Raw genomic sequence first — 15,384 nt, forward strand, 5'->3', positions numbered from 1 at the left:
AAGGACCGAATCCGTACCCGGAGCCGCAACGGCGGCACGGGGATCACTCACATGGGTGATCGTAGGGCGTCAGCGGTCCCCGTGGGCCGCAGCCGCGATCAGAGCTGCCGCGTGGACGACAAGCCCGGTCCTGCCCCGGCCGGCGGCGACGGCGACGCCGAGCGCCGCGCCGAGCGCATGGGCGCCCGTGTCACCGAGCATGGTGCGTTGCTCGACGTCGTCGACGGCAACCGCCGCCGCGGCGCCCATCGGCGCAGCCGCGAGCGCCCTTCCCGTACCCCGCCCGAGCAGCCCCGGAACCCCCAGCGCGAACACCGCACCGGCGGCGCGCCCAGGTCGTACGTCAACAAGATTCACGAGATGCGCGGTGCCCGCGATCACCACCCCCGCAAGGACCTTGTCGACCAGCCGCTCCCTGACCAGCGCCCCTGCGATCAGCCCGGCGGCCCCGACGCCGAACAGCTTCACGGCGCCACTGGTCACCTCGCCGCGCCGCAACGCCCCCAGATGCGCCCGGAATCCACGCCGCCGGTCCCCGGCCCCGACGAAGTCGTCGTACGCCCCACAGACCCCGGCACCCACCACGGCGACCACGACAGCGCCCCGCGCACGCCCGGGAACGTCCGCCAAGACCGCCCCCACCACACACCCGGCAACAACAGCGGGACCGGCGCACAGATCGACAACACGCCCGGCGAAATTCGTCCGCTCCCCCAGAGCGACTCCCCCGGGCTGCCACCGCCGCAGCCCACGATAGACACCGCGCGTCGCACCAAACCCCGCAAAGAAGGCCCCACCCACGCCATACATCCTCACTGCCATGCACCCACCCCCAAGAGACCGTATTCACTCCGGGGCCTCCCCCCAAATAGACCTGCGGAGACCCACCGACGTGAGGGGGCGGGACGCGGAGGGGGTGGTGTTCGGGACGTAAAGCGTGATTTGTGGGCCTCACCCCGGGAGGTCTTTCGGCAACCCCGCAGCGCGCCTAAATCATGCAGTCCCGAACGCCGCCCCCGGAGCGTCACGCCCCCGCGCCCACCACACACCCCACCACACACTCCACTCGCCGCACGCGCCCACGCACCACGCACCCCACTCAACACGCCCGGCCGGCAAGAGGCCTACGCGTCCGCACGAGCCGCGGCAAGCAACTCCTCCGCATGCGCCCGAGCCGTCTCCGAGTCCTCCTGGCCCGCCAGCATCCGCGACAGCTCCCGAACCCGGTCCTCGCCCTCCAGCACGGTCACACCACTGCGGGTCACGGATCCGTCGCTCGTCTTCTCGACCAGCAACTGCCGGTCGGCGAAGGCCGCGACCTGCGGCAGGTGCGTCACCACGACAACCTGCGCCGACTTGGCGAGCTTCGCCAGCCGCCGCCCGACCTCGACCGCCGCCTTGCCGCCGACACCCGCGTCGACCTCGTCGAAGAGGTACGTCGGCACGGGGTCCGATCCGGCGAAGACAACCTCCACCGCGAGCATCACCCGCGAAAGCTCACCGCCCGACGCGCCCTTGGCGATCGGCCGCGGCAGGGTCCCCGGATGCGGGGCGAGCAGCAGCTCGACCTCGTCCACGCCTGCGGGGCCGTACGCGACGAGCCGACCGCCCACCTCGATCCCGTTCTCCGGGTCCTCGGTCTGCTTGACGTCGATCGACACGCGCGCGTGCGGCATGGCGAGCGAGGCCAGTTCCTCCGTGACGGCGTCGGCGAACCGCTTGGCGGCCTCCGTACGGGCGTCGGTCAGGGCCTGGGCCAGCCCGGCCAGTTCGCCCCGCAGCACATCGCGTTCCGCCGCCAGGTCACCGATCCGGTCGTCGTCGCCCTCCAGGTCGGTGAGGCGTGCGGCGCCCTCCTGGGACCACTGCAGGACGGCGGCGACATCCTCGCCGTACTTGCGGGTGAGCTGGGTGAGGGCCGCCCGGCGCTCCTCCACCGCGGACAGCCGCAGCGGGTCGGCGTCGAGGTTGTCCGCGTATCCGGCCAGCTCGCCCGCCACATCGCCCAGCAGGATGCCGATCTCGCCGATGCGTTCGGCGAGGACGGCGAGCGCCGGGTCGTGGGAACGTACGGCGTCCAGGGCCCGGTGCGCCCCGGCGACCAGCATGGTCGCGTCGATGTCCTCGGCGTCCTCGGGGTTGCCGGCCAGCGCGGCGTGCGCGACGGTCGCGGCCGAGGCCAGCGCCTCGGCATGGCCCAGCCGTTCGGCCTCGGCGGCGAGTTCGACATCCTCGCCGGCCAGCGGCTCGACGTTGTTGATCTCCTCAAGCCCGAAACGGAGCAGATCGGCTTCCTGGGCGCGCTCACGCGCAAGTGTGGTCAGCTCCTCCAGCTCCGCCGAGACGGACCGGAGACGACGGTGGGCCGCCGTGTACTTGACGTGCGGCGCCACGACGGCGTCACCCGCGTACCGGTCGAGCGCCTGCCGCTGCCGGGCGGGCCGCAGCAGACCCTGCTGGTCGGTCTGTCCGTGCACGGCGACGAGGTCGTCGGCCAGTTCGGCGAGCAGCCCCACCGGCACGGAACGCCCGCCGAGGTGGGCGCGCGAGCGCCCCTCAGCCGATACGGTCCTGCTGACCAGCAGCGCCCCGTCGTCGAGTTCGGCGCCGGCCTCCCGGGCCCGCAGCGCGGCGGGCGCGTCGGCGGGCATGGTGATCCGCCCCTCGACGACCGCGGCCTTGGCGCCGACCCGTACCAGCGCCGGGTCGGCGCGCCCGCCGAGCAGCAGCCCAAGGCTGGTGACGATCATGGTCTTGCCCGCGCCGGTCTCGCCGGTCACCGCCGTGAACCCCGGTGACAGCTCGACGACAGCATCGTCGATAACGCCCAGCGACCGTATCCGCATCTCCTCCAACACGGACACGACCTTACGAGGTCTGGTGCCCGGTGTGCGACGGCCCCCGCTCCCACACCCTCCCGAAAGTCCTCGGGAGGGCTTCGGGACGGCCTCGTGCCTGGTCCCGGAAGCTCTCCGCAGGGTGCGGAAAACCCACCCCGGGCCCGGGTGATCACCCCATGGTGCCCGCGCCCGCCACCGGGCACTCTGAATCTCCTGAGTACGGGATTGGCGCGATCGGCCCTGCGTGGCCGCCGCCCCGCCTACGTCGGCACGGCGGTGACGGCGCTTTTCGCGGCGCCCGTGGTGAGCGCGTCGACGACCATGCTCACCGAGACGGGCGGCGACGGCGTATCGGCCGGCGTGAGCGAGATGGCGACTGCCCTGCTGATCGGATCCATCTACATGTCGATTTTCGTCGTCGTGTCGACGATGGGCACGGCCGTGGTCCAGCAGCATCGCGAGCTCGCGATGGTCCGGTCGATCGGCGCCCGGCCCCGCCAGGTCCGCCGTGCCGTGGCCGTTCAGGCCCTGCCGCTTCGCTGCCCGCGGCCATCACCGGTTTCGCGCTGGGCGCGGCACTGGCCAGGCGCTGGCTAGACGGGATGCGAAGCCACGGGCTGATACCGCGCCAGGTGGACTTCCACTGCAGCTGGGTCGCGCGGCCGGTCTGCCTCGCGGTCGCCGTGCTGACCTCCACGGCCGCCGCTCTGCCGGCCTCCCTGCGCTTCTCCCCGAGCACCGCACCGGCTCCGCGGGCAGCACGGGAGAGGTCTGGCTGGACTACTTCGGGACGGGTCTGTACGCGGGCTTCGCCGCCATCGGCGCGGCGAACACGCCGGCGGCACAGTGCTGCCGACTCTCCTTGCCACCGGCCTGCCGGTCGGGTCCGCGATGCGCCGCCGCGCGACAACCACGGTCAACGCGACGGCATGACGGCATGACTGCGTGACCCGGTGCGCGCTCCGCACGGACTCAGTTGGGCGCGCCGCGCCAACCCGCCACGGGCAGGGCGAACTTGGCGACGAGCCGGTCGGTGAAGGACGCGTGGTGCAGTCGCGCCAGCCGTACGGGCACGGCGCCCCGCCTGACCTCCACCCGTGCCCCGGCGGGCAGTTCGACGGTCCTGCGCCCGTCGCACCACAGCACCCCGTGCGGCGTATGGGGCTGCACCTCGACGGCCAGCACCGAGTCCGGCGAGGTCACCAGGGGCTTGGCGAACAGCGCATGGGCGCTGATCGGCACCATCAGCAGTGCCTCCACCTCCGGCCAGACCACGGGCCCGCCGGCCGAGAAGGCGTACGCCGTGGAGCCGGTCGGAGTGGCACAGACGATGCCGTCACAGCCGAAGCCGGTCACCGGACGGCCGTCGATCTCCAGGACAACCTCCAGCATCCGCTCGGGCGAGACCTTCTGCACGGCGGCCTCGTTGAGTGCCCAGTCGGTGTGCACGACGCTGCCGTTGTTGTGCACGATGACGTCGAGAGTCATCCGCTCCTCGACTTCGTACGCGCGCGTGACGACCCGGTCGACCACCTTGTCGAGGTCGTCGCGCTCGGCCTCCGCGAGGAAGCCGACCCGCCCGAGGTTGACACCGAGCATCGGCACCCCGGAGGCGCGGGCGAACTCGGCGCCGCGCAGCAGCGTCCCGTCCCCGCCCAGGACGATCAGTAGTTCACAGCCGTCGAGCACACCGGGCGAAGCCTCCGCCACCAGCTCGACGGACGACGGCAGCGGCAGATCGGCCGCCTCCGCGGCGAGCACGCGAACCCCGATTCCGCTGCGCAGCAGTCCCGTTACGACCAGTTCGGCGCTGCGGATCGCCGCTGGGCGACCGGTGTGCGCCAGCAGGAAGACGGTCCGCGCCGCATCCGATGCTTCTGTTCCAGCTGTTGTCGTTGTCAACGCGGCCCCTCCGCCACTGCACGGTCAACGTCTTCCGGGTCCAGTTCGGGAGCCCCGGCCCGGAGCCAAAGAAAGTACTCGACATTTCCCGAGGGCCCCGGCAACGGGCTCGCGGTCACACCCCGTACACCGAGTCCGAGCGCCCATGCCCGCCGCGCCACGGCCCGTACCGTCTCCGCGCGCAGCTCGGTGCTGCGCACAACTCCGCCGCTGCCCAGGCGTTCCTTGCCCACCTCGAACTGCGGCTTGACCATCAGGACCAGGTCCGCGTCCGGGGCCGCGCATCGCACGAGCGCCGGAAGCACCAGCCCCAAAGGGATGAAGGACAAGTCGCCGACAATGATGTCCGCCGCCCTCCCGTCGATCATCTCAAGAGTCATTTCCCGCACGTTGGTACGGTCCTTGACGGTCACACGTTCATCGGACTGCAAAGACCAGGCGAGCTGGCCGTAGCCGACGTCGACCGCGACGACCTCAGCGGCCCCGGCCCGCAGGAGCACATCGGTGAATCCGCCGGTCGACGCCCCGGCGTCCAGCGCCCGCCGCCCCTCGACAGTCAGCCCCAGCGGAGTGAACGCCTCCAGCGCACCCGCCAGCTTGTGCCCGCCGCGCGAGACGTAGTCGGGGTCGTTGTCATCGTTGAGCACCAGGACGGCGGCACTCGTCTCGACCTGTGTGGCGGCCTTGGTCGCGGTGGTGCCGGCCACCTTCACCCGCCCTGCGGCGATCAGCTGGGTCGCGTGCTCCCGTGAGCGTGCGAGATTCCGGCGGACCAGCTCGGCGTCGAGGCGGCGTCGCGCGACTCCTGCCACGTTCGGTTCAGCTCCTGTTTTCGTACGGGGAAGGGGGCGCCGGTGGTCCCGGGCGTGCGTCGAGCGCGGTCAGCGCCTCACGCAGCCCCCCGTGTACATCCTCGTACACCTCGATGTGTCCGTCCGACGGGAGGTGGTCCGCATCGGCAAGACGCTCCAGGTACGCGTCCACCTCGGCGTGCCCGGTAGGGGTGCGCACCACCTCGATGGGCGCTGGACCGGCCGGTGCGTGCTCCGGACCTGCGGCAGTCCCGTCGGCGGCCGCCGGGCCCGCGGGCCCCTGGGGCCCGGTCCCGGGGGCGTCCCGCCCCCCTGCGAACCCCTGACTCCCGGAGTCGGCCCCCTGACCCGCCATCGCGTCGTTCATGGCACGACGCTACCCCGAAGCGCTGGGGTACCGTCGATCTCAATGGCGACGACGCAGGAGTGCCGCAGCGCGCTCGACAAGCTCTCGGACAACCTGGCTCGGGCCGACGACGGCGTGCGTGGCGCCGTGGCGCTCGACCGCTCGTTGAGCTGCCACATCGCCGATCTCGATGTCTCCTTCACCGGCCGCCTGACGGCCGGCCGGATCGACGTCGTCGAGACCCTGAACGGCAGCCCGCGCGAGCGCGCCGAGATCAGGCTCGCCATGACGGGCGACGATCTGCTCGCGCTGGTCGGCGGCGAGCTGAACTTCGCGAGGGCCTGGGCCACCGGCCGAGTCAGGCTGGAGGCGGGCTTCCGTGACCTGTTGCGCCTCAGGAAGCTCCTGTAGGGACCGAGGCCGTCAGGAAGCTGCTGCAGCGGCCCCGGCCGCCGCCTTTCCGGTACGAGTACGAGTCCGGCGCGACGCCGGCACCACCAGCGGCGTCCCGGTCTCCGGGTCGTCGATCACCAGGCAGCGCAGTCCGAAGACCCGCTCGACCAGCTCCGCGGTGACCACCTCGGCGGGCGGCCCCTGCGCGACGATCTCGCCCTCCCGCATGGCGATCAGGTGCGTGGCGTAGCGCGCCGCGTGATTCAGATCGTGCAGTACGGCGACGAGTGTGCGCCCCTGCGTCTCGTGCAGCTCCGCGCACAGATCCAGTACGTCGATCTGGTGCTGAATGTCGAGGAAGGTCGTGGGCTCGTCGAGCAGCAACAGCGGTGTCTGCTGGGCGAGGGCCATCGCGATCCAGACGCGCTGCCGCTGACCGCCGGACAGCTCGTCGACGTAACGCTCGGCCAGATCGGCGACGCCCGTCGAGTCCATCGCCTCCCCGACGATCCGCTCGTCCTCGGGCGACCACTGCCGCAGCAGCCCCTGGTGCGGGTAGCGCCCGCGCGCCACCAGGTCGGCGACCGTGATCCCGTCCGGCGCGATCGAGGACTGCGGCAGCAGTCCCAGTGTCTTGGCCACCTTTTTCGCCGGCATGGAACCGATGACATTGCCGTCGAGCAGCACCCGGCCCCGGGACGGCTTGAGCATCCGCGACAGGGCGCGCAGCAGCGTCGACTTGCCGCAGGCGTTCGGCCCGACGATGACAGTGAAGGAGTTGTCGGGTATCTCGACGGAGAGGTCTTCCGCGATGACCCGCTGGTCGTAGCCGAGGGTCACCAATTCCGCGGTGAGGCGCTGCACTGGCATGCTCCTGGAGTTCTGCACAGCCGAACCGGCCGAATGGGCCGAGGCGCTCGGAAGATTCAAATCGGTCGGGTGCGGGTGCGAGGTCATATGCGCCCCGCCTTGCGTTCGGTGACCAGCAGCCACAGCAGATAGCAGCCACCGAGCACCCCGGTCACCACGCCCACCGGCAGCTGACTGTCCCCGAAGGCCTGCTGGGCCACCCAGTCGGCGACCACCAGCAGAGCGGCACCCATACAGGCCGCGGCCCCGACGTTGGGCCCCGGTGAGCCCGTCACCCTGCGGGCGAGCTGGGGCGCGCTGAGCGCCACGAAGGCGATGGGGCCCGCGGCGGCCGTCGCCACGGCGATGAGCATGACGGCGGCGAGCATCAGCACCAGCCGGCTGCGTTCCACGCTCACCCCGAGCGCGTACGCCGAGTCGTCGCCCATCTCCAGCATGCGCAGCGCACGCCCGTGCCCGAAGACCAGCGGCAGCAGGACCAGGCACCCGGCGAGCAGCGGCCAGGCCTGCTCCCAATCCCGGCCGTCGAGCGAGCCGGTCATCCAGACCGTGGCCCGCGTCGCGTCGACCAGGGCGGCCTTGGTGAGGAGATAGTGGTTGACCGCCGTGAGCATGGCGGCGGCGCCGATACCGACGAGCACCAGCCGGTAACCGTGCACGCCCCGCTTCCACGCGAGGAAGTAGACCGCGACGCCGGTCAGCAGGCAGCCGATGAGCGCGCCGCCCGCCACTGCCACGGCCCCGCCCTTGAACACGACGATGACGGTGAGCGCGCCGACCGTCGCACCCTGGCCGAAGCCGATCACATCGGGACTGCCCAGCGGGTTGCGGGAGAGGGACTGGAAGACCGCGCCCGACACTCCGAGCGCCACACCGACCAGCAGCGCGACGACGACCCGTGGCATCCGCAGGTCGGTCACGATGAATTCCTGCGCGGCGGTGCCGTTGCCGAGCAGGGTGCGTACGACGTCGGCGGGCGACATCGGGAAGTCGCCACTGCCGATGAGGACGATGCCCACCGCGAGCGCCACCACGGCGAGCAGCAGCATCGCGAGGAGCGCCCTGGGGTCGAGTCGGACGGAGAGCCCGCCGGGGGTACGTATCGCGCGGGATCCGGGGGGCCTCACCCGGGCAAGAACGCTCACAACTGGGCCATCTTCCGGCGGCGTACGAGGTGGATGAAGACCGGCCCGCCGACGAGCGCGGTCACGATGCCGACCTGCAGCTCGGCGGGGCGGGTGACGACCCGGCCGACGACGTCCGAGCCCAGCAGCAGGACGGGCGCGAGTACCGCCGCGTACGGCAGGATCCAGCGGATGTCGGGTCCCGTGATGGCGCGGACGAGGTGCGGCACCATCAGCCCGACGAAGATGATCGGCCCGCAGGCGGCGGTAGCCGCGCCGCAGAGCAGGGTGACGGAGAGCATGGCGAGTACGCGGGTACGGGTCAGATGCGCACCCAGGGAGCGGGCGGCGTCGTCGCCCATCTCCATGGCGTTCAGCGGCCGGGCGATGAGCAGCGCGAGCAGCACACCGGCGGCGATGAACGGCCAGACCTTGCCGATGACCTCCGCGTTCGCGGAGGCCAGCGAGCCGACCGTCCAGAAGCGGAGCCGGTCGAGGGCCGCGGAGTCCAGCAGCTGTACGGCGTTGACGTAGCCGTAGAGCGCGGCCGTGGCTGCGGTGCCCGCGAGGGCGAGCCGTACCGGCGTCGCCCCCCGGCTGCCCCCCAGGGCGTACACCAGGACCGAGACGACCCCGGCGCCGAGGAACGCGAACCACACATAGCCGGTCAGCGAGGTGATCCCGAGGAAGCTGATGGCGGAGACGACGGCGGCCGACGCACCCGCGTTCACCCCGAGCAGCCCCGGCTCGGCGAGCGGGTTGCGGGTGAGCGCCTGCATGACCGCGCCGGAGAGCCCAAGCGCCGCACCGACGAGCACGCCCAGGACGGTACGGGGCACCCGCACGTCCCGGACGATCACATCATTGCCGGTGCCCGAGGCATCGAACAACGCGTGCCATACGTCGTCCAGCGGGACCGGCTTGGCGCCGATGGCGATACTCGCGACCACGACGAGCGCCAGTACGCCGAGCGAGAGGAGCAACCCGCCGGCCCGCAGAGCACGACGTTTGCGGGGCGCACGGTCCTGGACCTGCACCGCGCTCTGTTTGGGGGGACTGTCGACCAACACCCGGTTAGGTTAGCCTACCCTCGCATCGCGGGCGCTCCCCGATCACGCCGGACTCCCCCTAGAGACCCAGCCGGTCCAGGGCCTTCGCGGGATCCAGCGCGCATGCCCCGTCGCCCGCGTGCGTCCAGGCGGCAGCGCACAGCGCCCGCAGCCCGTCCAGCGCGTCACCGTCACCGTCGACGAACAGCACGTCACCCTGCACGGAGGCGGTCCACCCACCACAGGTGAACCCACCGTCGGCCTCGGCCACTTCGGGCTGCCCGGTCAGCAGGCCCCGCAGATCCGCGTCCACATACGTCGGCCGGCACTTCGGCTCGGCGCCCAGCAGCAGCGCCGCGTCCGTCACCCCGGTCAGTACGAGCAACGAGTCGACGCCCCCCGCGTTCGCGCCCTCGATGTCCGTGTCCAGCCGGTCCCCGACGACGAGCGGCCGCTCGGCGCCGGTCCGCAGCACCGTCTCCCGGTGCATCGGCGGCAGCGGCTTGCCCGCCACCTGCGGCTCGGCGCCCGTGGCGATCCTTACGACCTCCACCGCCGCACCGTTGCCCGGTGCGATCCCCCGCGCACTGGGAATCGTCAGGTCGGTGTTGGACGCGAACCACGGCACGCCCCGCGCGATGGCGTACGAGGCCTCAGCGAACCGGCTCCACGGCAGATCGGGCCCGCCGTATCCCTGCGCGACGGCGACCGGGTCGTCGTCGGCCGACTCCACCGGTTCCAGGCCGCGTTCGCGCAGCGCTACCCGCAGCCCCTCGCCCCCGATGACCAACACCCTTGCCCCGGCGGGTACTTGATCGGCGATCAGCCGGGCCACGGCCTGCGCCGACGTGATCACATCGGCGGCCTCGGCCAGCACCCCGAGCTCCGTCAGGTGCTGCGCCACGGCGTCGGGCGTCCGCAGTGCGTTGTTGGTCACATAGGCGAGATGCATTCCGCCGTCCCTGGCCGCCCCGAGCGCATCGACGGCGTGGACGATCGCCTCACCGCCCGCGTACACCACTCCGTCCAGATCCAGCAGAGCCGTGTCGTACGCCTCCCCCAGCACTCGCGCACTCGCATCGGGACGGGTCCTGATCTGCTGGCTCATTCTGGTCGCGCTCCTCAGTCGATGCCTCTCCCCCGATCATCGCGCATCGGGGTACCCCACTTACGATGCATCAATGAGTACCCATGGTGGGCCAGAGGAGGACCACGGCCTGCGCCTGGTCCCCTTCCGTGGACTGCGATATGTCCCCAAGCAGGTCGGCAGCCTGGCCGCGGTGACCTCGCCGCCGTACGACGTCGTCGTACGGCCGGACGGCCTCCACCATCTGGAATCGGCCGATCCTCACAACATCGTCCGGCTGATCCTCCCGCAGGCGGCCACCCCGGCGGATCGCAACCAGCAGGCCGCCGACACCCTCAGCCGCTGGCTGGGCGAAGGCGTGCTGGCCCCCGATCCCGAACCCGCTCTGTACGTGTACGAGCAGAGCAAGGGCGATCTCCTCCAGCGCGGCCTGATCGGCGCTCTCGCCCTGTCCGCCCCCGCCGAGGGCGTGGTCCTCCCCCACGAGGACGTCATGCCGCACGTGGTCGCGGACCGGGCCGGTCTGATGCGCGCCACCGCCGCCAACCTCGAACCGCTCCTGCTGACCTACCGCAGCGACGGCGACGACAGCGGCGCGATGGCCGTCATCGACCGCACCATCCAGCGCGCCCCGCTGCTGTCCACCACCACGGAGGACGGTTTCAGCCACCGTCTGTGGTCCGTCACGGACCCCGCCGAACTGGGAGCGGTCTCCACCGACCTGTCCAACCGCCAGGCCCTGATCGCCGACGGACACCACCGCTGGGCGACCTGCCTGCGCCTCAGGTCGGAGCAGGCCGCCCCGGGCCCCTGGGACTACAGCCTGGTCCTCCTCGTCGATACGGCGAGCTACCCGCTCCAGGTCCGCGCCATCCACCGCCTGCTGCACCGCCTGCCCGTGGCCGAAGCGCTGGCGGCGGTGGCCGACACGTTCCGCGTCCGCGAAATCCCCGGCCCGCTTCCGCAGGCCATGGACGCCCTGGCCGAGGCCGCCGCGGCAAGCAACGCGTTCCTCCTCGCGGGGGACGGCGCGTTCCACCTCGTCGACCGCCCCGACGAGGCCCTGCTCGCCCGTACGGTCCCCACGGACCGTCCCGCCGCCTGGCGCACCCTCGACGCGACAGTCCTGCACACCACACTGCTGGACCACCTGTGGTCGATCCCGGACGCCCCCGAGGACATCGCCTACATCCACGCCACGGAGGCGGCCGTCGAACAGGCGGAACGCCATGGGGGGACAGCTGTCCTCATGCATCCGGTACGTGAGGAAGTCGTCCGGGACCTCGCCCGCCAGGGCGTCATGATGCCCCGCAAGTCCACGTCGTTCGGCCCCAAGCCGGCGTCCGGCCTGGTACTGCGCAGCCTCGATCTGAGCTGACTGAGGCAGAACGCAAAAGGGCGGCACCCCCGCGGGGGTGCCGCCCTTCATTCATGCATGCCGCTGGTGCGTGCGATCAGTCCTTGTCGCCCTCAACAGGCTCCACGAACAACGTGCCCGCGATCCCGGGCGCAGCCTTGGGCTCGACCTCGACCTCGACCTCGACCTCGACCTCGACGTCGTCTTCCACCTCAGCGCTGTCATCCACCTCGGTGTCCTCAGACTCCGCCGGAACGGCCGCGTCCACGCCCGCGTCGACATCGGCGCTCGCATCGACATCGACATCGGCGTCGGCGTCGGCGTCGTCCGCATCCTCGTCGTCACCGAGCGCGTCCACGAACTCCACGCCGTCAAGCGCGGCGAGCCGGTCCGAAGCGTCCGTCGAGCCATCCTTGTCGGCCTCGGCCGACTTGGCGAACCACTCGCGCGCCTCGGCGTCACGCCCTGCGGTCAGCAGCGCGTCGGCGTAGGCGTACCGCAGGCGCGCGGTCCACGGCTGTACGGAAGTCGACCCCAGCTCGGGCCCCTGCAGCGTCACGATGGCCGCATCGATCTGCCCCATGTCCCGGCGTGCACCGGCAGCGACCATCCGCATCTCGACCTGACCTGCCTTGTCGAGCTTCTTCACCTCGGGCTCACCGGCCATCGCCATCGCCCGCTCGGGCCGGCCGAGACCGCGCTCGCAGTCCGCCATGACGGGCCACAGCTCTACGCTGCCGGTCATACGACGGGCCGCACGGAACTCCGCGAGGGCCTCCGTGTACCGCTGCGTCGCATAGGCCGCGAAGCCCGCGGCCTCACGCACCGCCGCCACACGCGAGGCGAGGCGCAGGGCAATACGCGAGTACTCGTAGGCCTCCTCGGGCTCCTCGTCGATGAGGTTGGCAACCATGACGAGGTTCTTCGCGACATCCTCGGCAAGCGTCTTCGGCAGGCTCATGAGCTCCTGGCGAACGTCCTTGTCGATCTCGCGCCCCGTGACGTCCTCGGGGATGGGAAGCCGCTTGATGGGCTCGCGGTCGCGATCGTCACGCTGGAAGCCACCACGCTCCCGGTCGTCCCCACGCGGACCACGGTCGTCACGCCGGTCGTCACGACGCTCGAAGCCGCCACCGCGGTTGTCATCGCGACGAGGTGCACTGGACGGACGGTCATCACGGCGCTGGAACCCGCCACCGCTGCCACCGGTGGGGCGGTCGTCACGGCGCGGAGGACCGCTCGGGCGGTCGTCACGACGCTGGAACCCACCGCTGCCACCGCTGGGGCGGTCATCGCGACGCGGACCACTCGACGGACGGTCGTCACGACGCTCGTAGCCGCCACCACCACTGGGACGGCCACCACGATCATCACGACGGGGTGCACCACGGTCGTCATCACGACGGGGACCACTGGAGGGACGGTCGTCACGACGCTGGAACCCACCGCCACTGCCACCGGACGGCCGGTCATCACGACGCGGACCACTCGACGGACGGTCATCACGACGCTCGAAGCCGCCACCGCTGCCACCGGACGGCCGGTCATCACGACGCGGACCACTGGAGGGGCGATCGTCACGACGCTGGAACCCACCACCGGTCGGACGGTCGTCGCGGCGCTGGAAACCGCCACCGCTGCCACCGCTGGGCCGGTCATCGCGACGCGGACCACTCGACGGACGGTCGTCACGACGCTGGAAACCGCCGCCACCGCTGCTCGGGCGGTCGTCACGACGCTCGTAGCCGCCACCACCACTGGGACGGCCACCACGATCATCACGACGGGGTGCACCACGGTCGTCATCACGACGGGGACCACTGGAGGGACGGTCGTCACGACGCTGGAACCCACCGCCACTGCCACCGGACGGCCTGTCATCACGACGCGGACCACTCGACGGACGGTCGTCACGACGCTGGAACCCACCGCCACTGCCACCGGACGGCCTGTCATCACGACGCGGACCACTCGACGGACGGTCGTCACGACGCTGGAACCCACCGCCAGCGGGACGGTCGTCACGGCGAGGGCCGCTGCTCGGGCGGTCGTCACGACGCTCGTAGCCGCCACCACCACTGGGACGGCCACCACGATCATCACGACGGGGCGCGCCACGGTCGTCATCACGACGCGGACCACTCGACGGACGGTCATCACGACGCTGGAACCCACCGCTGCCACCACTGGGGCGGTCGTCACGACGCGGACCACTGGACGGGCGATCATCACGACGCTGGAAACCGCCGCCACCGCCAGCGCTGCTGGGACGCGTGCCACGGTTGTCGTCGCGGCGGGGGGCGCCGCGGTCGTCGCGCGCGCCGCCAGTGGGACGGTCGTCCCGACGGGAGCCACCGCGATCATCGTCCCGGCGCGGCCCACGGTCGTCACGACCGCCGCGGAAACCGCCCCTGTCTTCGCCGTCCCGGCGGCGCGAGTCGCGCTCCGGACGATCGTCGGGGGTGTTGGTGGACATCGGTATGGCTCCTGTCTTGGGGTAACGCAGTCATTCTCGCGCAGCCGGCCGTCGGACGCGCTTTGGGAAAAACAAAAAGGACCCTTGGTCCAGCGTGGACGCTGGACCAAGGGTCCTGAAAGATTGTTCGGCGGTGTCCTACTCTCCCACAGGGTCCCCCCTGCAGTACCATCGGCGCTGAAAGGCTTAGCTTCCGGGTTCGAAATGTAACCGGGCGTTTCCCTAACGCTATGACCACCGAAACCCTATCGGGTTCTAGCGAACAAGCACACTCTTCAATTAAGTAAGTGGATCTGTTCAACCGGTGCGACTGTTCGCAACCCGGGAACAACACAGTGGACGCGAGCAACTGAGGACAAGCCCTCGGCCTATTAGTACCAGTCAGCTCCACCCGTTACCGGGCTTCCACATCTGGCCTATCAACCCAGTCGTCTACTGGGAGCCTTAACCACTCAAGGTGGTGGGAATACTCATCTCGAAGCAGGCTTCCCGCTTAGATGCTTTCAGCGGTTATCCTTTCCGAACGTAGCCAACCAGCCGTGCCCTTGGCAGGACAACTGGCACACCAGAGGTTCGTCCGTCCCGGTCCTCTCGTACTAGGGACAGCCCTTCTCAATATTCCTACGCGCGCAGAGGATAGGGACCGAACTGTCTCACGACGTTCTAAACCCAGCTCGCGTACCGCTTTAATGGGCGAACAGCCCAACCCTTGGGACCGACTCCAGCCCCAGGATGCGACGAGCCGACATCGAGGTGCCAAACCATCCCGTCGATATGGACTCTTGGGGAAGATCAGCCTGTTATCCCCGGGGTACCTTTTATCCGTTGAGCGACAGCGCTTCCACAAGCCACTGCCGGATCACTAGTCCCGACTTTCGTCCCTGCTCGACCCGTCGGTCTCACAGTCAAGCTCCCTTGTGCACTTACACTCAACACCTGATTGCCAACCAGGCTGAGGGAACCTTTGGGCGCCTCCGTTACTCTTTAGGAGGCAACCGCCCCAGTTAAACTACCCATCAGACACTGTCCCTGATCCGGATCACGGACCGAGGTTAGACATCCAGCACGACCAGAGTGGTATTTCAAGATTGACTCCACACACACTGGCGTGCATGCTTCAACGTCTCC

13 protein-coding genes, 2 rRNA genes and 1 pseudogene are annotated in these 15,384 nt (G+C 70.4%); 3 read left to right on the top strand and 13 right to left on the bottom strand.

Annotated features, from left to right (window positions below; all coding sequences use genetic code 11):
* Positions 1-69: 69 nt before the first annotated feature.
* Entirely contained in the window at positions 70-822 is a 753-nt protein-coding gene (locus tag ABCR94_RS21805) for a hypothetical protein (RefSeq protein WP_347121343.1), read from the bottom strand.
* A gap of 302 nt (positions 823-1,124) precedes the next feature.
* On the bottom strand, positions 1,125-2,846 hold the full coding sequence (recN, locus tag ABCR94_RS21810; RefSeq protein WP_347121405.1) for a DNA repair protein RecN: 1,722 nt from the start codon (positions 2,844-2,846) through the stop codon (positions 1,125-1,127).
* 219 nt (positions 2,847-3,065) lie between these two features.
* On the opposite strand from recN, the gene ABCR94_RS21815 reads away from it, so the two are divergent.
* Positions 3,066-3,437 carry an FtsX-like permease family protein gene (locus ABCR94_RS21815; protein WP_347121345.1) on the top strand — a complete coding sequence of 124 codons (372 nt, stop codon included), beginning with the start codon at positions 3,066-3,068 and terminating at the stop codon, positions 3,435-3,437.
* A gap of 375 nt (positions 3,438-3,812) precedes the next feature.
* Here ABCR94_RS21815 and ABCR94_RS21820 read toward each other — a convergent pair whose 3' ends face one another.
* From ABCR94_RS21820 to ABCR94_RS21830, 3 genes are read right to left on the bottom strand one after another with little or no spacing between them, the layout of a single operon-like run.
* Positions 3,813-4,742: an NAD kinase gene (locus ABCR94_RS21820; protein ID WP_347121346.1), complete on the bottom strand. Its 930-nt coding sequence runs from the start codon at positions 4,740-4,742 to the stop codon at positions 3,813-3,815.
* Positions 4,739-5,554, bottom strand: coding sequence for a TlyA family RNA methyltransferase (locus ABCR94_RS21825; protein WP_347121348.1), 816 nt, complete (start codon positions 5,552-5,554; stop codon positions 4,739-4,741). The genes ABCR94_RS21820 and ABCR94_RS21825 overlap by 4 nt, the downstream gene beginning before the upstream one ends.
* A 7-nt stretch (positions 5,555-5,561) precedes the next feature.
* Positions 5,562-5,921: a hypothetical protein gene (locus ABCR94_RS21830; RefSeq protein ID WP_347121349.1), complete on the bottom strand. Its 360-nt coding sequence runs from the start codon at positions 5,919-5,921 to the stop codon at positions 5,562-5,564.
* Between the two features lie 42 nt (positions 5,922-5,963).
* Here ABCR94_RS21830 and ABCR94_RS21835 point away from each other — a divergent pair, with 42 nt between their 5' ends.
* Positions 5,964-6,311, top strand: a complete 348-nt coding sequence (locus ABCR94_RS21835; RefSeq protein ID WP_347121351.1) for an SCP2 sterol-binding domain-containing protein — start codon at positions 5,964-5,966, stop codon at positions 6,309-6,311.
* A 12-nt stretch (positions 6,312-6,323) separates the two neighbouring features.
* Here ABCR94_RS21835 and ABCR94_RS21840 read toward each other — a convergent pair whose 3' ends face one another.
* The 4 genes from ABCR94_RS21840 to ABCR94_RS21855 form a co-directional block, all read right to left on the bottom strand.
* Positions 6,324-7,163 (bottom strand): ABC transporter ATP-binding protein, encoded by an 840-nt coding sequence (locus ABCR94_RS21840; protein WP_347121353.1) that lies wholly within the window; start codon positions 7,161-7,163, stop codon positions 6,324-6,326.
* An 83-nt stretch (positions 7,164-7,246) separates the two neighbouring features.
* On the bottom strand, positions 7,247-8,308 hold the full coding sequence (locus tag ABCR94_RS21845; protein WP_347121354.1) for a FecCD family ABC transporter permease: 1,062 nt from the start codon (positions 8,306-8,308) through the stop codon (positions 7,247-7,249).
* Positions 8,305-9,357 carry a FecCD family ABC transporter permease gene (locus ABCR94_RS21850; RefSeq protein ID WP_521977484.1) on the bottom strand — a complete coding sequence of 351 codons (1,053 nt, stop codon included), beginning with the start codon at positions 9,355-9,357 and terminating at the stop codon, positions 8,305-8,307. The genes ABCR94_RS21845 and ABCR94_RS21850 overlap by 4 nt, the downstream gene beginning before the upstream one ends.
* A 58-nt stretch (positions 9,358-9,415) precedes the next feature.
* The gene (locus ABCR94_RS21855; RefSeq protein WP_347121356.1) at positions 9,416-10,444 is read right to left on the bottom strand and encodes an HAD-IIA family hydrolase; all 1,029 of its coding nucleotides are present in this window, start codon (positions 10,442-10,444) and stop codon (positions 9,416-9,418) included.
* A gap of 73 nt (positions 10,445-10,517) precedes the next feature.
* On the opposite strand from ABCR94_RS21855, the gene ABCR94_RS21860 reads away from it, so the two are divergent.
* On the top strand, positions 10,518-11,801 hold the full coding sequence (locus tag ABCR94_RS21860; RefSeq protein ID WP_347121357.1) for a DUF1015 domain-containing protein: 1,284 nt from the start codon (positions 10,518-10,520) through the stop codon (positions 11,799-11,801).
* A 76-nt stretch (positions 11,802-11,877) separates the two neighbouring features.
* On the opposite strand, the gene ABCR94_RS21865 is transcribed toward ABCR94_RS21860, so the two are convergent.
* The 4 genes and pseudogenes from ABCR94_RS21865 to ABCR94_RS21880 form a co-directional block, all read right to left on the bottom strand.
* Entirely contained in the window at positions 11,878-12,741 is an 864-nt protein-coding gene (locus tag ABCR94_RS21865) for a tetratricopeptide repeat protein (RefSeq protein WP_347121408.1), read from the bottom strand.
* 144 nt (positions 12,742-12,885) lie between these two features.
* Positions 12,886-14,256 (bottom strand): annotated as a pseudogene (locus ABCR94_RS39165) (hypothetical protein); the annotation flags it as partial.
* Positions 14,257-14,381: 125 nt separating this feature from the next.
* A 5S ribosomal RNA gene (gene rrf / locus ABCR94_RS21875) occupies positions 14,382-14,498 on the bottom strand.
* A gap of 109 nt (positions 14,499-14,607) precedes the next feature.
* A 23S ribosomal RNA gene (locus tag ABCR94_RS21880) occupies positions 14,608-15,384 on the bottom strand; the annotation flags it as partial.

This window comes from Streptomyces changchenzhani (assembly GCF_039766235.1).
Lineage (GTDB): Bacteria > Actinomycetota > Actinomycetes > Streptomycetales > Streptomycetaceae > Streptomyces.